Source organism: Streptomyces sp. NPDC006335 (assembly GCF_040612795.1).
Taxonomy (GTDB): Bacteria; Actinomycetota; Actinomycetes; order Streptomycetales; family Streptomycetaceae; genus Streptomyces.
In genome coordinates, this window is the sequence record NZ_JBEXQX010000019.1 from 12,428 (window position 1) to 28,945 (window position 16,518).

The 16,518-nt window shown below is 67.7% G+C and carries 18 protein-coding genes; 14 read left to right on the top strand and 4 right to left on the bottom strand.

Translation table 11 applies throughout. From position 1 onward, the window contains the following. Positions 1–9: 9 nt before the first annotated feature. Positions 10–936 (bottom strand): PIN domain-containing protein, encoded by a 927-nt coding sequence (locus ABZ098_RS36445; protein ID WP_356598043.1) that lies wholly within the window; start codon positions 934–936, stop codon positions 10–12. A gap of 64 nt (positions 937–1,000) precedes the next feature. Between ABZ098_RS36445 and ABZ098_RS36450 the strand changes: the two genes are divergently transcribed. From ABZ098_RS36450 to ABZ098_RS36470, 5 genes are all read left to right on the top strand, one after another. Next, a complete protein-coding gene (locus tag ABZ098_RS36450) occupies positions 1,001–1,732 on the top strand; it encodes an A24 family peptidase (RefSeq protein ID WP_356598044.1) in 732 nt (243 codons plus the stop codon). Between the two features lie 170 nt (positions 1,733–1,902). Further along, positions 1,903–2,349, top strand: coding sequence for a hypothetical protein (locus ABZ098_RS36455; RefSeq protein ID WP_356598045.1), 447 nt, complete (start codon positions 1,903–1,905; stop codon positions 2,347–2,349). A gap of 82 nt (positions 2,350–2,431) precedes the next feature. Then, positions 2,432–2,836: a DUF3307 domain-containing protein gene (locus tag ABZ098_RS36460; protein ID WP_356598046.1), complete on the top strand. Its 405-nt coding sequence runs from the start codon at positions 2,432–2,434 to the stop codon at positions 2,834–2,836. A gap of 31 nt (positions 2,837–2,867) precedes the next feature. Further along, positions 2,868–3,422: a hypothetical protein gene (locus tag ABZ098_RS36465; protein ID WP_356598047.1), complete on the top strand. Its 555-nt coding sequence runs from the start codon at positions 2,868–2,870 to the stop codon at positions 3,420–3,422. Between the two features lie 420 nt (positions 3,423–3,842). Next, complete coding sequence (locus ABZ098_RS36470; RefSeq protein ID WP_356598048.1) at positions 3,843–4,163, top strand: hypothetical protein; 321 nt, start codon at positions 3,843–3,845, stop codon at positions 4,161–4,163. A 140-nt stretch (positions 4,164–4,303) separates the two neighbouring features. Here ABZ098_RS36470 and ABZ098_RS36475 read toward each other — a convergent pair whose 3' ends face one another. Further along, a complete protein-coding gene (locus tag ABZ098_RS36475) occupies positions 4,304–5,287 on the bottom strand; it encodes a hypothetical protein (RefSeq protein ID WP_356598049.1) in 984 nt (327 codons plus the stop codon). Positions 5,288–6,019: 732 nt separating this feature from the next. Here ABZ098_RS36475 and ABZ098_RS36480 point away from each other — a divergent pair. Together ABZ098_RS36480 and ABZ098_RS36485 are read left to right on the top strand one after the other, a co-directional pair. Further along, a complete protein-coding gene (locus ABZ098_RS36480) occupies positions 6,020–6,295 on the top strand; it encodes a hypothetical protein (protein WP_356598050.1) in 276 nt (91 codons plus the stop codon). Positions 6,296–6,369: 74 nt separating this feature from the next. Continuing rightward, complete coding sequence (locus ABZ098_RS36485; protein ID WP_356598051.1) at positions 6,370–6,780, top strand: DUF6221 family protein; 411 nt, start codon at positions 6,370–6,372, stop codon at positions 6,778–6,780. Between the two features lie 1,289 nt (positions 6,781–8,069). On the opposite strand, the gene ABZ098_RS36490 is transcribed toward ABZ098_RS36485, so the two are convergent. Beyond that, complete coding sequence (locus tag ABZ098_RS36490; protein ID WP_356598052.1) at positions 8,070–8,873, bottom strand: hypothetical protein; 804 nt, start codon at positions 8,871–8,873, stop codon at positions 8,070–8,072. A gap of 240 nt (positions 8,874–9,113) precedes the next feature. On the opposite strand from ABZ098_RS36490, the gene ABZ098_RS36495 reads away from it, so the two are divergent. Next, a complete protein-coding gene (locus tag ABZ098_RS36495) occupies positions 9,114–10,223 on the top strand; it encodes a pentapeptide repeat-containing protein (RefSeq protein ID WP_356598053.1) in 1,110 nt (369 codons plus the stop codon). Positions 10,224–10,341: 118 nt separating this feature from the next. Here the strand turns inward: ABZ098_RS36495 and ABZ098_RS36500 are convergent, their stop codons facing one another. Beyond that, on the bottom strand, positions 10,342–11,607 hold the full coding sequence (locus ABZ098_RS36500; protein WP_356598054.1) for an XRE family transcriptional regulator: 1,266 nt from the start codon (positions 11,605–11,607) through the stop codon (positions 10,342–10,344). Positions 11,608–12,094: 487 nt separating this feature from the next. Here ABZ098_RS36500 and ABZ098_RS36505 point away from each other — a divergent pair, with 487 nt between their 5' ends. Genes ABZ098_RS36505 through ABZ098_RS36530 form a run of 6 tightly spaced genes read left to right on the top strand, consistent with a single transcriptional unit; the run spans position 12,095 to position 16,516 of the window. Continuing rightward, positions 12,095–12,730, top strand: coding sequence for an rRNA adenine N-6-methyltransferase family protein (locus ABZ098_RS36505; protein WP_356598055.1), 636 nt, complete (start codon positions 12,095–12,097; stop codon positions 12,728–12,730). Then, entirely contained in the window at positions 12,727–13,914 is a 1,188-nt protein-coding gene (locus ABZ098_RS36510; RefSeq protein ID WP_356598056.1) for a metallophosphoesterase, read from the top strand. The genes ABZ098_RS36505 and ABZ098_RS36510 overlap by 4 nt, the downstream gene beginning before the upstream one ends. Next, positions 13,911–14,729, top strand: a complete 819-nt coding sequence (locus ABZ098_RS36515) for a TauD/TfdA family dioxygenase (protein ID WP_356598057.1) — start codon at positions 13,911–13,913, stop codon at positions 14,727–14,729. The genes ABZ098_RS36510 and ABZ098_RS36515 overlap by 4 nt, the downstream gene beginning before the upstream one ends. Further along, complete coding sequence (locus ABZ098_RS36520) at positions 14,726–15,271, top strand: deoxycytidine deaminase (protein ID WP_356598058.1); 546 nt, start codon at positions 14,726–14,728, stop codon at positions 15,269–15,271. The genes ABZ098_RS36515 and ABZ098_RS36520 overlap by 4 nt, the downstream gene beginning before the upstream one ends. After that, positions 15,268–15,795: a dCTP deaminase gene (gene dcd, locus ABZ098_RS36525; RefSeq protein ID WP_356598059.1), complete on the top strand. Its 528-nt coding sequence runs from the start codon at positions 15,268–15,270 to the stop codon at positions 15,793–15,795. The genes ABZ098_RS36520 and dcd overlap by 4 nt, the downstream gene beginning before the upstream one ends. A gap of 4 nt (positions 15,796–15,799) precedes the next feature. Then, a complete protein-coding gene (locus ABZ098_RS36530; RefSeq protein ID WP_356598060.1) occupies positions 15,800–16,516 on the top strand; it encodes a PIG-L family deacetylase in 717 nt (238 codons plus the stop codon). Positions 16,517–16,518 lie beyond the last annotated feature (2 nt).

Below are 16,518 nucleotides of genomic sequence, written 5' to 3' on the forward strand. Positions count from 1 at the left end.
GAGCCCGGACTACCCGTTCTCGTCGTCGGGCACGTCGAACGTGATGGTCTGTTCGTTGGCCGTCTTCTCTGCCGCACTCAGCCGCTCGATCTTGTACTTCTCGTCCAGGACGCGGGCCTTCAGCCCCCAGGACAGAGCGCGAGCCCGCATCCCGTTGTCCCCGGTGACTACCGTGACCGGGGCGGGGCCGATGGCCTGCTGCAGGTAGCAGGCACGCGCGACGATCTCATCGTCGTTGTTCGGCAGGCGCACGTGCCCGGGCTCGTCCAGCAGGACGTCGACGACGGTGTCCTCGCTCACCACCGCGTGGCCGTCGGACTCGATCTGGGCCAGGGTCTGCTCCAGGAGCGCGAAGACGCCGCGTGCCCGCTTCCGGACACCGGTGTCGTGGGTTTCGTAGGACTTCTTGTCGATCTCGTCGAGTACGACGTGGGGGATCATCACGGACGTGCCGCGGCCGAAGAGCCGCTGCCACGGGATCTTGTCGAAGCGCATGTAATGCAACAGATCGTTGGTGTCCAGCACCACCGTCCGCACCCGGTGGCGGGTGAACCGGTCCTGCATCCGACGCAGCTCGTTGGCCAGATCCATGAAGTACGTGCGCACTTCCTGCAGTTCGGTGTTGAGCAGGAGCGTCCATCGGTCCGGAGTGAACTGGCCGTGCACGATCGCGTTGTAGCGCTCGCCGCGCAGCCGAGCCGCCACCGACCGGTCGGTGAACGTCTCCAACAGGTCGGTGGCGGCCTGAAGCGTCCAGCGGTCGTACTGGGCCACCACACGGTTGGCGGCCTGCTCCCAGTTCTCGGTCACCCCGTCAGTGGTGCGGGCGATGAAGTGGTGGGGTGCGGCGTTCTGGAGGTCGGTAAGCCCCTGGTTGGTCAGGCGGTCCAGCAGCGCGATCGCCTCAGCGCAGGTCGTTCCGGGCCTCAACAGCATGCACGTGCTCCTCAGGGTACGGGCCGTCCGCAACACCGGACGGGCTGAGCATAGGCTCCGTTCGGTGGAGACGTTCTGGATCACCGCGGCGGCGGTCCTGTGGGGTGCCGGCACAGGTCTGCTCATACCGCGCGCCGCCTACCGGTTGTCCGTGCCGCACGATGAGCCGTGGCGGACAGCGTGTCCCGCCGGGCACCCCCTCGCCGGCACCCGGGGCGGATGGCTGGGGCGGGCCCGCTGCGCCGACGGAGACGTGTTCGGCCCAAGTACGCCTGCCATCACGGTCGTTGTGGCCGTGGTCTGTGCCGTGCTGGCGGCCGCCACGGGAGCGCGCCCCGAACTGGCGGTCTGGCTGGTGCTCGCTCCGGTCGGCGTGCTGCTCGCCGTCGTTGACTTCGCGGCGCACCGGCTGCCCGACGTGCTCACCCTGCCGCTCGCCGCGGCCGCCCTCATACTGCTCGGCGGTGCCGCGGTAGTGCCCGGCGCCGCCGGCAGCTGGACCTCCGCGCTGCTCGGCTCCCTCATTCTGGGCGCCTGCTACTTCGTGCTCTTCCTCATCAGCCACGGCTTCGGGTTCGGCGATGTGAAGCTCGCCCTCACCCTGGGCGCTGTCCTGGGCTGGTACGGCTGGGCCATCGTCCTCATCGGGACCTTCGCGGGCTACCTGCTCGGGGCGGTGTACGGCATCAGCCTCATGGTCGCGGGCCGGGCAGGCCGGGAGTCCAGGATCCCGTTCGGCCCGTTCCTGCTGACCGGGGCGTTCGTCGGGGTGCTGCTGGGTTCCTGCGCTCGGTGAATGGGGGAGCGGGAAGTATGACCTCCCGGAAAGGCACCGGGACGGGGTGTCTGCCGTAGTCGAAAGCGGATGCAACCACCCCTTGTGCGTGTACGTGATTACGTACATGATGGTGTACGTAATCACGTACACCCCTGGCGGGGTGTCCCGAGCCTGCCCTGGAGCAGCCAGTGCTGATCACCGAGCAGAACAACTCCCGTAGCCACACCACCACATGGACGAAGAACGACGACCCGCGCAACTACGTCTACCAGGCCTTCACCGACGGCATCATCGAGGACGCACTGCGCGCGCTCGGCGACCCCATGCAGTTCGCCAACATCGCCGCCGATGACCGGCACGCCAAGGAGCAGCTGCGTTCGGTCTCCTGGCTCCTGGACCACCTCCAGAAGCGCCGCGACGCACTCATCGTGGCCCTCAGGGACAGGCGCGACGCCGACCCCGAGGGCATGGCCGGGGCCTCGTGGACGGACCTCGTGAAGCTCATCGACCCGGAGGAGCCCAACCCGGTGAGCAAGCGGTCCAAGATCCAGCAGATGTACAAGTCGGGCCGTGAGCGGACGGGTCTGCCGTCCCCGGTCCCCAGTTCGGATGCCGTCAGCGGCTCCGAGGACTGACCAGGCGGGGCGACCGTCCACGGCCAAGCGACCGGCCGCCCCGCATCCACCCGAATCCGTCACCAGACTGGAGGACTTCTCCATGCTCGCAGATGTCTTCATCCTGCTGCTCGCCGCGCACTGGGCAGCCGACTACCCCGGCCACACCGATGACCAAGCCCGCCACAAGGCCGAGCACTCCGCGCTCGGCTGGCGGGCCAACCTCAGCCACGCGGCCACCCACATCGTCCTGTCCGCAGTACTGCTCGGCATAGGCGCCGTGCTGACCGGCGAGGTGACGCTCACGCCCGGTGCCACGGTGCTCGCCCTCGGATGGGTCGGCATCAGCCACGGCTTCATCGACCGCCGCTGGCCCGTCGACCGCTGGATGTCCCTCTCCCGGCAGAGCGGCTTCAAAGCACACGGCGGGGCCGCCCATGTCGACCAGGCCGCGCACGTCGTCCTCGGCCTCCTGCCCGCTGCCCTGCTGCTCGCAACGGTCGGCTGACCCGGGCCACGAGACCAGAGAGGAGACCGCCATGCCCTGGTATCTGTGGATGCTGCTCGGTGCCGTCGTCTACGTCGGCGTCAGCTACTACCTCATCGAGTCGGCGACCGCGATCAGGCCCAAGTCCCCTGAGACGTGCTCATGGTGCTCCAGCGCTTCCGGGCACACCGTCACCGGCCACTCGTACGCCACCTGCCGCGGCCCCGTCGACGCCCGCGTCGCCGAAGAACGCCGCCGCGCCGACCAGCAGTTCAAGAGGGAACACCGTGATGAAGACGCCAGGAAGGCCGCGCAGGCTAAGGCCGCCGAACTCGCCCGGCACGCCGGCAAGATGCGGATGCTTCAGATCGGCACCATCACCACCCGCACCGGCCCGCGCGGAAACGAGATCCACGTGAGCGGGTGGGCCTTCGACACTCTCCCCGGCCCGCACACCGGCCCCAGCAAAGGCACCTCCCAGCCGTACAGCGGCACAGGCGCTCCCGAGGAGGTCCACGGCTGGACGCTCCGGGAACTGCACGCGATCGCCCACGGCGGAGCCTGCCGGTGCGACGTCGTACGCCTCACACGAAACGCCCGACGGTGAGGGAAGCTCGGGCCCTGGTCATCGTTGTGGTGCCGCCGACCGGTCTCCTGACCTTCGGCGGCACCGCCGTGTCACGCACTTTGAGAGCGTGCGGTGGGGGTGACTAGGTGTTTTTCAACCACGGTCGTGACGATCACGGGCCCCTTGCCGGAGTCGGGGAACCGACGAAATGCGGCTCCTGAGGTGACGGAATCGGCGGAGAGTGTCAGCGGGCGGTCCGGCCGCCGCGCGTTCGTCGGCGCTCGCGTCGTGCTGGGTTCCCAGACTGGGAACGCGGGACCTGCTCGGGGATCTTGGGACGCTCTTGGAAGGACGGCATGCGGGAAATGGGGACGGAGAAGCCGCCGCGGGTCATCCGGTCGAGGGAGGCCCGGGTGAACTCCCGTACTTGGGTGGCCGAGGCGGCGTAGCGTGCCGAGCATGGCAGAGATCGAACCGAAGCCCCAGCTCGTCGACTACGACGGCATCGGCCAGGGCTGCCTGGTCTGCTCCGACCAGCATGTGACTTCCACCGATGCCGAGGCCGTCGCACTCATGGCCAATCACCGTCCGGACGAACTCGCCTGGGCACTGTTGCTGTGGGCGAGCCAGACACAGGCTCTGACCACGTGGTGCGCCGAGAACAAGGGCATCCCCGACGAAGACAGGGCCGACAAGCTGATCAGGGCCGTAACGACGACTTTCGATCGATCCCTTCCGCCAGATATCCAGGCCCGCATCGAGCAACACACGGCCAACTGAACCCCTCGCATGGCGGGTGGACTGCAAGCACCGACTCAGCCTTCGCAGGGGCGGAGCCCGCTAGGATCGACAGCGAACAAGCCCGCGCCTACGGTCGCTGAGGCGGCCCTCGTCGACCTTTTTGCTGCGCTCCGTTCGCGTCAGACATCCCCGACGAGGGGCCATTGCGGGGTGTACATCAAGAGCGGCGGCTGGCCGTCCCAGTCGAAGACGATCCAACTTCCGGCTCCCTTGAGCTGCATATGGAAGTCCAGTTTGAGACGTGCCCAGATACTCTGATCGGGGTACGGCAATTCTTCCTCTCTAATTGTGAGTCCTGGGAATGGTTGGTACGGGATCAGGTGGTCGTCGATCGTGTTGCTTGTGGCCTCAACGTTCAGAATCTCGGCGACTTCGTGGGCATGGCCGCGAGGGATGAGTTTCTCTCCACCGAAGATGAACTGAACGAGTGTCTGGTCGGTATGCCTCCAGCACTTGGCGAATTCGTCAACCCCGAACTGGTTCCCTGCGTGCCCCCGGACGACTCCCCTAGCGTCCGCGAACGGCGCGGATTGCCAACGTCCAGTGGTCGTTGCTGGCCTCCGTTCAGGCTGAAGTTCGAAGATTGCAGTGAACCCACAGCCGAAGTTCCACACATCTCCGTTACTCACCCTGGGGCCACCAGAGAACGTGAGACCCCTGTCTGTGAGATTTATCGATACGCCAGCGGCAGCGCCGTACCATTTCGTTTCAGCCCACCAGAACTTGTTGTCCTGGGGAAGAAGTGCAGACCAGTCGACTTTCAAGGGATCCACGAGGAGCCCACCACTCGTCGGCCTGCCGCCAGTTCCAGGGCCGTGAGACACGTACCATTGATCTGCCCTGGCCCTTCTTCTTCCGTGCAGATCGTGGAACCGCTGTATCGTCTTGGAGCTGACTCCCATTTCCTCGGCTGCTGTCTCCCAGATCTGGATCAGGTCCTGCTGATCTTCATCAGTAGGGTCCAGCATCCTCGACGCATCGAACTGTTGGGCCTGTTGTTCCCGCTCTGAAATGTCTAGTTGACGGAAAAAAGCTTGGACGTGGTCCGGAACTGGATGGTTCGGATTTGTGATGCCCACTGATGGGACGTCATGGCTGTCCATGCCCCACTCCTACTCGTACCCTGGCATCCGATTTGGGGATTCCCTCGACGCCCCACTTCGGGCAGAAGCTCAATTCCAGGATGCGCCGATCGGGTTACCTTCGCCACTGGAAGCGTGCTTGCTCGCCGCAGCAACAGCGGCTTTCTTGCAGATTCCGCACCAGGGTGACCAGACCCCAATCCCGGCGGGTCGGGTTGTCAAGTCGCGAAGGGTGGCTGTACACCTGCGTTCATCGGCCGCGTGGGCGGAGGTCTCACCTTCCTTAGCGGCAGCCCTCTGTCCGGCGGCGTCCTTGCCGGGCTTATGGGCGCGGGCGCCAGCGTCCCTGTGTTGCGCTCGTTGATCAGCTAGCAGTAACGCGCCGCAGAGAAATGCCACTTGGTCATCGGGGTCCGGCTACAGCCAGACCCCGATCGCCTAGCACGAGAGCGTCGAGGCCGACCCCAGTTCGGGTACGTATTTGTAGAACGTCGTTCGCGAGACCCCAAGCAGCTTCGTGTCGAGGTGCTCGCGTTCTCCGGGTCAGTGAGCAGGGTTGCGACCTCGGGGAACATCGGTACAGCGGTTAACGCTAAGCCGGTGATCATGGCGTCTAGCACAGCGGTCGTGATCCGTCATGCGAGTCTCATGACGCTCCCAAGACACCGTGCCGCCAGGGCAACGTGCCGCCTGGCTCCGGTTAATGTTCCTCCTGGCAGAGAAGGCCCGAGTGGCCCGCTACCGTTCCTGCCCATGAGTGACACGAACGCACAGGCGGCCGCGCAGTGGATGCTGACGCAGATCACGGACAACGGCGAGCTGTGGCAGATGGACGCCGCCGACCACATCGCCTCGGATTTCGACGAGGGCCTCACCTACACGAACGACAACGGGAACCTGGCGATCAGCAAGGAAGTCCTGGCCGCCTTCCGGAAGATCAGCGAAGGGACAGTCGTCTGGGAGCGCGGCCAGAGGTACTGGCGCCGGCGCACCGAGCACGACCCCGAGGGCAGACGGCAGGCCGACTGACGACCCGACGGCAGGATCGCCCTGGGAGTCACGCATAACCAGGACCTAAGAGAGCCGATCTAGAATCGGGCCTCATGAGTGCCGCTGGAGCGCCGATCCGCTTGGACGAGGTCTGGGACTTCTGCCACGCCCGACTCGACGAGACCGCAACTGCCCTCGTGGAGTACCGAGATGGACACAAGGGTCCCTGCATCAACCGCCCTGGGCAGAACCCCGCCGACTACGACGACCACGACTCCTGCTGCCTCCACCTGGCCGCCGCCGAAGCCAGCCCTTACCGGGATGTCCAGTACGGCCTCGCGGACATCGCCTTCAAGCGGCTCATGCTGGAGGAACACGAGCCAGACCTCCAAGCCGCGGTGAAGGACAGCACGGTGACCCCGATGATCGTGTGCCGGACCGACGGAGACGACTGCCCATTCACCCAGGGGATCGCCGCGCTGTACAACACGCACCCGGACTACAAGGAGAGCTGGCGGCCCTGACCGTAGAATCGTTCTGAGCGAAGAGCCCCGGGGAGCGCTGTGATCCCGGCCCAGCGCAAGGCCCGCCGCGAGTACGCGAACCGCGTCACCACTCTCGGAGCCCCCCGCCTGACCATGATCACCGGCTTAGCGTTAACCGCTGTACCGATGTTCCCCGAGGTCGGAGCTCGCCCGTGGCCGGGTCGCTCCACGTTGCTGACCTGGCCAGCCACAGGTGCGTGCGCCACCGCTCCAACTGGTACTTAGAGATGGCGAATCCGCGTTCGGCGACTGCTTCGATCAGCGCGGCGTCGAGCAGGGACGGAGGAGTGCGGGTCATGGTCAGCTCCTGCGGTCATGGTTGCCGGTGACGATGACGGTGTAGACGGCGGCTGACGTTCCAAGGGGGGCGCGGGTCGACGGTCATGCGCGAGTTCCCCTCACGAGCGGCGCCCTGCCGGAGGCTCCGGCAGGATCAGGTCCGGGCCGACGGAAGTAGGAAGGCCGGGCCTGCACGCCTATCTCGCCACACCCCTTCTGACGATCTGGGGGAAACCTCGCGGGGAAGGTATCCGCCGCCGGCGCTGTAGCTCAGGCAGCGGACGTACATCGCCCGTCGGTAGAGCCGAGCGGAGGGGCACTCTTTCCACCCCTCGCGCGCCGCGCTACGTTGAGATTGATGCGGCACACGCATCGGTTTGCACCTTCTAGCGGTGGAAAAAAAATCCGCCGTAGATGTCATGTTCATCGCCCCTCTCCGGCGGGTCAAAAAAACCGCAGTTAAGTTGGCTGAGAGCCAGTGGATCAAGGGTGCGTATGACTGACATGTGGGATTCTCTCCTGCGTGACGTGGGCGGCAACGTCATAGCCGCAGCGCTCATCGCATGCATCGGAGTAGGGATCGAGCACCTCCGGAACCGAGCCACCCGGGGGGAGACGCCTCCAGCCGGTACTGAACCACCGTGCCAGGGTGGGCAGTCGGATATAACTCAGGAAGAGCCGCCGAGCTGATTGCGAGGAAGGGCCCCGGACCGATCTCCGGGGCTCTTCCGTATTGGAAGCTCGGCACGAGACCCGGTGATCTCCGTCTACAGGGGATCGCTTGGCTCCGTGATGACCTCCCGGTCGACGGCCCACTTGCGGATGATGGGGAACCGACGAAATGCGGCTCCTGAGGTGACGGAATCGGCGGAGAGGGTCAGCGGGCGGTCCGGCCGCCGCGCGTTCGTCGGCGCCCCCGTCGTGCTGGGTTCCCAGGCTGGGAACGCGGGACCTGCTCGGGGATCTTGGGACGCTCCTGGAAAGTGAACTCAGTGGCCAGCGCCAGAGCCCCGGCGGGCCTCCTCGGTTGTGGTGGAGGGCTGATTGCACTGCCGAGCATGACCGTGGACGGCCCGGACGAAGCTCTCCACCCACCCGGTGAACCGCGCTCGCTTGGCCGGGTCGTCGCGGTCGTCGATGGTCTCGGAGATCTCGCCGAGCCAGTACGCCGCCCAGCTGTCCAGGACGATGCCGTCGCGGTGCTCCAGGAGCAGCCGGCCGATCTGCCGGGCGACGGGGAAGCGTCGCTCCTGCACGAGCAGCAGGGCCCGCTCGGCCCGCTCTTCAGCGGCTGCGCGCTCCTGGTGGTCACGAGCGACCTCGGGTGTCCGGCGCTCGCCGGGCTCGCGAACCTGCTCGGCCTTAAGCCGCCGCGCTTTCTGGTACGCGCCCTGCTTGGAGGTCACGCACAGCGCTTCGCTGAAGTGGTTCCAGGGCACGCCAGCAGCCCGCCCGTCCTCGATCGCCTTCAGCTGCCCGGCGTCGGCCTGCTCGCGCAGGTACTGCCACAACGTCGCGCGCAACACCGCGGCCTCGCCCACCACGTTGACCAGGCTGTCCTTCGGCTGTTTCAACTTGCCAGCCCACGTCTGCGCGTGGTCCAGCACGAGGTAGAGCTCTTCCGAGGCCGGGAACCGCTCGAACGCCGGATCCCCGCCCAACTCGTGCAACTCCCGCAGCCGGTTCACGAGCCGACCGGCCTTGATCTCCCCCAGACGGATCGGCGGGCGCTTCGGACGGGGTCTCGCGACAGTCTTCGACGTCTTCCTCACCACGTTCGAAGTCTTCGCCACCAGCCGGTTCCCAATCTGGGAACCGGCCGTGACCACCCGTACCGGCGACACTGGGGTACCGCGGTTCACCGGGAGATTCCGCACTCCTTCACGGGACGCTCAACTTGCTGTGCGGGGAGCTGGACTGGTTCCTGACCTGTTGGATTCGCGTCCAGTGGGCAAGGCGGCGGGGCGTCCGACGGTGCGGCGACGGCGGCTGTGCGCCGCAACCGCAGGCCTGCGGGGCTTGTCTTCCTCGTCATGACAGCCAATCGACGGCCGCGATCGGCCTTGGATGCCCGGGAGTTGCGGCTCTGGAAGGTCGGCCGGGCCCTGTCCGTCACCTTCGTCGCGGCCATCCTGGTCGCCGGGGCTGTCTTCTACGGCTTGGTGTACCTGCTGGACTTCCGCGAGATCGACCGCACCGCGCAGCTCAACGCCAGCACCCTCTTCGACCTGGTGAAACTCTCCTTCGGCGTGGTTGCCGGGGCTGGCGCGCTCGTGGCCCTGGTCGTCGCCTACCGCCGCCAGCGCGTGGATGAGGCTGGTGCCCACCGCGACGCAACCCGACTGCACGCCGAACGCTTCTCCCAGGCCGTCGACAAGCTCGGCTCCGACTCACCCGCTGTCCGCCTCGGCGGCGTTCACGCCCTGGCGGGCCTTGCCGACGACGCCCCCGACGGCAACCTTCGCCAGACCTGCGTCGACGTCCTGTGCGCCTACCTCCGTCTGCCCTTCCCCGCTGACCCTGGCGGGCTGTCTGACGGTGCAACGTGCAACCAAGAGCAGCGTGAGGCACATCAGGACCAGAGAAGCCGGTATCGCGAACTGCGCGAGGTCCGCCATACGATTCTGCGTCTCATTGGCGACCACTACCGACGTCCCTTGGGAACTCAACGTTCCTGGCAGGGCTGCGATCTCGACCTCACTGGCATCACCATCGACTGTGACTTGAGTTTTGAAGGCGCGACGTTCTCCAGCGGCACGCTGAACTTCGCTCAGGTCGTATTCGTTGGCGGCTCAGTGTTCTCTCGCGGCACGGTGTCCTTCAGCGGTGCGGTGTTCTCCGGCAGCGACGTGTGGTTCGGCGACGCAACATTCTCCGGCGGCACGGTGTCCTTCGAGGGCGCGACATTCTCCGGCGGCCTGGTGTACTTCGCCCGCTCTGCGTTCACCGGCGCCCATGTGTCCTTCGACCGAGCCAGGTTCTCCAGCGGCGGGGTGTCCTTCGCCGACGCAGTGTTCTCCGGCGGCCAGGTGTCGTTCAACCATGTGACGGGGGCGGCTCCCAGCGGGCTCCTCGCAGCCGTTAGCGCGTCCGTCCCTGCGACGGTCACCCTGCCTTCCGATTGGTTGCCCTCGAGTGCATAGGTTGAGGGAGACCCGAGAAGGGTGATGCCCTTCGCCGTTAAGAGGACATGGTCGCGATGCGTAGACGTCGGCCGCGTACTGCAGATGGCGCGCGTGCTCGGGGGTGCTCTGCTTCGCGCTATGCAGCAGCAAGCTGGAGGAGCTCCGGAACGCCTGGTGCGTCCTCGTAGGGCTGGAAGCGGGGGAGCAGGTCGTCGACCAACTGCACGCAGCGGGGTGCTCCGATGCGGCGGGCCAGGAGCAGGGACTGGGTGGCGACTTCAGCTGCGGGCTCGGGTTCCTTCAGATCGAGGTAGCTTGCGGCGCGGTAGGCGAGGAACACGCCTCGGGTCTTGTCCCGGGCCGCGGGCAGTAGCCGTTCGCCCTCGGTGATGAGCCGGTGAGCGCGGCCGATGTCGCCGAGGTCCAGTAGAGCCTGGCCGGAGTCCACGGCGAGATCGGCTTCGGATACCCAGGCGCACCAGGCGGGCCGGTCGACGCCGGCATCGTTGAGGTGTTTCTCCGCCGCGGAGAGGGCCCGCAGCACGGCGCGTCGTTCGCTCCGCTCGCCTCGTGCGGCGAGGGTGCGGGCAAGGCGAAGCTGGAGCAGGCAGCGTGCGGCAGGGTTCTGGGCACGGGTGAGGGCGTAGTTGAGGATGCTTGCCGCAGTGGTGTGGTCGCGACGCCAGGCGGCCTGGTAGGCGAGGTCGCCGAGGAGGCCGGCACCCATGTCGTGGTCCCCGGCTGCGTGCGCATTGTGTAGGCCGGCGATCCAGTACTGGCTGGCGTGCGTGTGGCGCCCCAGGTCGAAGCGGTGCCACGCGACGGTCTGGGACAGGGAGGCTGCCAGGGCGTGCAGGCGCAGTTCGAGAGTGGGCGTGCAGCGGCCGTGTTCGAGGAGTTCGGTCACCGTGGACAGGTGGGCATCCAGCAGGATGGCGGTGTGCTGTCGCTCCTCGGTGACCAGCCCGGCGAGGTGTTGGGTGGTGTTCTCCAGGAAGGCGACGAGTTCGTCGCTGATCGGTTTTCCGGCGCGGGCCTGTGCGAGTGCGGTGGCGGGGCCGCCGGCCCAGTCGGCGGCCAGCGCGGACATGGCGGCGCCGGAGATGGTCATAAAGGTGCGGCGTTGCATCGCTGTTCGCAGGGCCTCTCTCAGGGCGGGCACAGAGCTGCGGGGTCCAAGAGGGACGACGCCGCTGGCGGTGAGCGGCAGCCAGTTCGGCCAATCGTCGCTGCGGACGATGTCTGCGGGCAGGCCGAGCGCCTCGGCGATGTAGCCCTGTGATTCCTCGCTAGGGGCCACACCTCGCTCCCACTTGCGTACCCGCGTTCGGTCGGTGCCCGAGCGCAGCCCGTGCCGGTGGGCCGCCGCCTGAATCCCGGCCGCCAGTGCGTCCTGCGACATGCCTCGCGCCTTCCGCGCGACGGCCAGGGGGTGACGGGCAGTTTCTTCCACACAGCAATCCAATCACCCACCGTCCGCGAGTGGTGACGGATTGCCAGATGCGGGACTCCCCGGGGACTCCCTACCAACCATCGCCCACTTTCTACCAGTTGGGCCGAATGTTGCGCGCCGATCCATCCAGGTGGGGTGATCAAGGCCGTGCGGTTCTCAGCTGGCGCAACGCTGCCTTGGGGCCTTCTGGGCCGTCGCATCTCGCACCGCACGAAGGAGGGGGGCATGCCGACGGTGATTCGGCCCGCACTCGCCAGGAAGGCACCTTCGCACTCCGGCCGGTCTCCATCGCGTGCGAGTGGACCGCTCCGGGAGCTCAGGGGACTCCCGCGGGACTCCCTCCAAGCCATCGACGCAATCGAACAGTTGAGCCGATTCTCGTGGAGCCGCAGCACACGATGCGGCACGTGAGCCATTTCGAAAGGGGGGTGCCCTGATGCCCTACGACCAGGTGGCACGCCACGATGAAGATGCGCCGCCACTCTTACGCACGGGCACGGCCAGCACTGCCGAGGTACTTGCGCAGAGCGGTTTCACTGCGCGAGCCGAGTTCGGTCAGCACTTCTTGCGCTCCGCGGACACGGCTCGGCGGCTTCTGGACTGCGCCGAGCTCACGACCGCGACACAAGTCCTCGAAGTGGGGGCAGGCCTGGGCACGTTGTCCGCGGCCGTCGCGGCGTCCGGCTGCCACATCTGGGCCGTGGAGCGCGACGTGCGGCTCGGCGGACTCCTGCAGGAACGCCTGCGGCCCTTCGGCCGGCGGGCCCGCATCACGATCAACGACGTGCGCTGCATCGACCTGGACGCCGGGTTGGATCAGGACAGCGTGCTGGTGTCGATCCTTCCCTTCGACTGGGAACTGTCGGCAGCACTGGCCTCCCACGTGTTCACCGCCACCCGCAAGGTGTCACGCGCAGTGGTGGTGGTGCCGCGCCGAACCCTGGAGGACCGCAGCGCCGCCCGCGTCGATGACGGCCTGCTCTGGGAGGAGATCGACGGCATCTCCCGAGGCGAGTTCTGGCCGAAGGCTCCCGGAACGCTGCGCGTGGCCGCGATCCGGAGGCGTCGATGACACCCTCCCTGTGCGTCACCAACGACTTTCACTCCGCTGTTCCAGAGGGACGCGGTTTGCTGGCGGCGCTGCGCCAGCGACGTGCCGACGGCGGCTTCGTCGTGGACGCCGGCGACTTCTTCGGCGGCAACGCCTTCCACGAGTTCTCCCAAGGGCGCATCGAACAAGAACTCCTGACAGAGCTGTATGACGCGCTCGTGCCGGGCAACCACGATCTCGCCGACCTCATGCGGCTCGCGAGCCCGACATCGTTCCCGCCGGTGGTATGTGCCAACGTCCGCCCGCCCGAGGCCTTCGCCGGCCGCTGGGAAAGCGGCATCGTGCTGGAACAGCAGGGACAGCGGGTGGGGATTGTCGGCTACCTCGGCCGGCAGGCCTTCGACGCGATCCCGCCTCGGGAGCGAGCCGGGTTCACCTTCCACGAACCGTCCGCCACGCTCCTGGCCGTCGAACGGGACCGGCTGAAATCCGCGGGTGCTGACGTCGTCATCGGCATCAGCCACAGCGGGATGGCCCACGACATCGCTGACCAGGAGCAGGGCTGGCCCCTCCCGATCGTCGTTGCCGGGCACTGCCACAGCGCCTGGTACCACTGGTCGTCCGGGGACCGTCATGTGATCAAGGCGCCGGAAAACGGTTCGGGACTCGTCCAGATCGACGTGCCCGAACCCGGCCGGACGCGGATCACCGTCGAGACCTTCCCCGGCGGACCGACGGCAGTGCCGGACGGCCTGGACCCGGTGGTGTCCGCGTATCACGCCTGGGGAGCTGAGACGATCGGGCGCCTTCCAGCTGTCCTGGCTTCCCGCAAGGACGTGGCGCGCGCGGTGACCGAACAGGCCCGTAGGAGCGTCGGTGCCGAGGCCTTCGTCCTCAACCTCGCCAGCCTGCGGAGCGGGCTGCCGATCCAAGTCACGCGCCGGGCTCTGGCCGACTGTGCGCCCTTCGACACGGACCTCGTCCTCCTGGACGGCACGCACACCCTGAAGTTGGTCTGTGAGCAGGCCCGTCACCTGGACGAGGAGCCCGTCACCGCCCGGGCTTCGCACCTGACGCCGGACGACGCGTGTGCCGTTGCGACCACCCGCTACCTCGCCGACCGGCTGAATCTGCCGGCCCGGCCAGTCAGCCCGCCGTGCACCCTTCGCGGCGTCCTTGCTGCCCTCCTGCAGGAGCTGTCATGAACGACCTGCTGACCCTCGATGCCCCCTCCGTCACCCACGGCCCGACGGCGCCCCGGGAATTCGCCGCCGAGCTCACCGATACGGGGAACGGCCGTGCTCTGGTCCGCTTCACGAACCCGAGCGATCACCAGCGCAACGTGGAGCTCGCCCTCGGTCTGCTCTCCTCGCTCGGCCCCGTCATCAGCGTCTACCCGGACGACGGCTGCTGGAGCGATCTGAGCGTGCGCACCGACGCCGACCCGGGCCGGACCCACGGCACGGGCGAGAACCGGCTCCACGTGGACCTCGTCGATCGCACCCAAAGCCCGCGCTACATCGCCCTGTACTGCGTCCGCGCCGACCCCGCCGGGGGCGGGGCGTCCGCGCTGTCGGACCTGTGGGCGGCCGCCGAAGCCCTCACGGCCACCGACCGGGACCTGCTGCGCCAGAGCGTGTTCGGCTACTTCGCCGATAAAGGGGTGCACGGCGTCGGCGAGAGCCTGCCCCGCTTCGCGGTGCTGCCCCGGCCGCTCGACGGCCGTGCCCCGATCCGGTTCACCAGCAAGATGCTGCCGCACCTACAGCGCGGCGAACTCCTCGAGCCCGACGGCCACCCGGCGTCGTGCGTCGCCGCGGCCTTCGGCCGCCTGGTCGACGCCGCCTACCAGTACCGAGCCACGGTGCGCTTGGCGCCGGGGGAACTGCTCGTGTTCGACCAGTGGCGCTACGCCCACGGGCGGATGCCGCTCGGGCAGGGCCAGGCCGCCCTCGCACCGCAGGAGCGGCGCCTGCTGAAGCAGACCTACGTTGCGGCAGCGGCAGGGGGTGCTCGGTGATTCTGACGGGTTCCGCCATCAAGGAGGCCGTAGCGCGCGGCGAGATCACCTTCGACCCGTTCGACGCCGACATGCTCAACCCCAACAGCGTCAACTACCGGCTCGGACACCAGCTCAAGGTACAGACGGGCGCCGTGGCAGACCCGCGCAGGCCGGCGCAGCTGGAGACGATCGACCTGCCCGCCGACGGCTACCTACTGCAGCCGGGCATCACCTACCTCGGTGCCACGATCGAGCGGATCGGCAGCCACCGCTACGTGCCGAGCCTGATCGGCCGCTCCTCCCTCGGCCGCCTCGGCTGCTTTCTGCAAGTCTCCGCGGATCTCGGCCAGCTCGGCTCCGTGCACCAGTGGACGCTGGAGATCGTGGTCGTCCAGCCGCTGCGGGTGTATCCGGGCATGCGGGTGGGCCAGGTCTCCTTCTGGGAGCCGACCGGCCAGGCCATGCCCTACCTCGGCACCTACGGATACCTCAGTGTCCCCTCCGCCTGGTCCCCGCACGCGGTCGCCGGGGACGTGCGCACGCCGGAGGTGGTCGCGTGATCCTCACCGGCCCCGAGATCCACCACCGGGTCAAGACCCACGAGATCGACATTGATCCCTTCGACCCCGCACAGCTGAGCCCCAACTCCTACGACCTGCACCTCGGGTGCGGGATCGGTTGGTACACCCAGCAGTTGCTCGACTGCGCCCGCGACAATCCGTTCGAGCACCACACCATCCCCGCCGACGGCCTGGTGCTCTCCCCGGGGCGCATCTACCTGGCCTCCACCGCGGAGCGAGTCGGCAGCGACACGTTCGTGCCGATCATCCGGGCCCGCTCCTCGATGGCCCGCCTGGGCCTGTTCGTGCACGTGACAGCCGACCTGATCGACATCGGGTCGCACGGCCATCTCACCCTGCAACTCCACGCGGTACAGCCCGTACGCATCTACCCGCGCCTCCGCGTCGCCCAAGTGACGTTCTGGCAGGTCCAAGGCGACATCGAGCTGTACTCCGGCAAGTACCAGGCCACCGGCGAACGGGCCATGCCCTCCCAGCTCTACCTTGACTTCCAGGGGCGGTGACCCGGTGCCCCCCACGCCCGAGGCCGAGCGCGTCGTCGCGGTGGTCGCCCACCCCGACGACGCCGAGCTGATGGCGTATGGAACGCTGCGCCGCTACCGCCAACTCGGCGCCACGGTCACCGTGGTGATGGCCAGCCACGGCGTCAACGGAGTCTCCATCGCAGACGCGGCCCGCGGCCTGCGCCTCGCCTCTCACGCCCGCTGGGAGGAGGTCCGCCAGGCCTGGGACGGCACGGGCGCCGAAGTCGCAAGTCTCGACCTGATGGACGGAGCCCTGCGCGCCGACCGCGACCTGATCTCGCGCGTGGAAGGCGAACTGGTCCGGCTCGGCTGCACCACATTGATCACCCACAGCCCGACAGTGGCCAACGACCACCAGGACCACCTCGCGCTGGGCAAGGCCGCCTCCAACGCTGCCACCCGCGTGGCCTCGTGCCACACCGTGCTCTACGGCCAGCCGCACGCGCCCCGCAGCGGCTTCCAACCCACCGTCCTCGTCGACATCAAGCTCTTCCTCGACGCGAAGATCCGCGCCCTGTCCCAACACGCAACCCAAGGCGGCCGCTGGTACCTCAGCGAGGACTACACCCGGCACCGCGCGGCCGAGGTCGGCTGGCGGCTGCGTCCGGCCGCGGCCGCGCTGGGCCATGCCTTCGAGGCTTTCGAGACCCCTCTGCTCACCCTGCTGCACCCGCCCTCGCTCCGGGCGGAAAAGGAGTAGCA

Coding starts and splice junctions, on each gene's coding strand:
- ABZ098_RS36500 (WP_356598054.1), bottom strand. CDS start 11,607: ATGTCGCAGGACGCACTGGCGGCCGGGATTCAGGCGGCGGCCCACCGG.
- ABZ098_RS36495 (WP_356598053.1), top strand. CDS start 9,114: ATGACAGCCAATCGACGGCCGCGATCGGCCTTGGATGCCCGGGAGTTG.
- ABZ098_RS36465 (WP_356598047.1), top strand. CDS start 2,868: ATGCCCTGGTATCTGTGGATGCTGCTCGGTGCCGTCGTCTACGTCGGC.
- ABZ098_RS36475 (WP_356598049.1), bottom strand. CDS start 5,287: ATGGACAGCCATGACGTCCCATCAGTGGGCATCACAAATCCGAACCAT.
- ABZ098_RS36505 (WP_356598055.1), top strand. CDS start 12,095: ATGCCCTACGACCAGGTGGCACGCCACGATGAAGATGCGCCGCCACTC.
- ABZ098_RS36470 (WP_356598048.1), top strand. CDS start 3,843: ATGGCAGAGATCGAACCGAAGCCCCAGCTCGTCGACTACGACGGCATC.
- ABZ098_RS36485 (WP_356598051.1), top strand. CDS start 6,370: ATGAGTGCCGCTGGAGCGCCGATCCGCTTGGACGAGGTCTGGGACTTC.
- ABZ098_RS36510 (WP_356598056.1), top strand. CDS start 12,727: ATGACACCCTCCCTGTGCGTCACCAACGACTTTCACTCCGCTGTTCCA.
- ABZ098_RS36460 (WP_356598046.1), top strand. CDS start 2,432: ATGCTCGCAGATGTCTTCATCCTGCTGCTCGCCGCGCACTGGGCAGCC.
- ABZ098_RS36445 (WP_356598043.1), bottom strand. CDS start 936: ATGCTGTTGAGGCCCGGAACGACCTGCGCTGAGGCGATCGCGCTGCTG.
- ABZ098_RS36515 (WP_356598057.1), top strand. CDS start 13,911: ATGAACGACCTGCTGACCCTCGATGCCCCCTCCGTCACCCACGGCCCG.
- ABZ098_RS36480 (WP_356598050.1), top strand. CDS start 6,020: ATGAGTGACACGAACGCACAGGCGGCCGCGCAGTGGATGCTGACGCAG.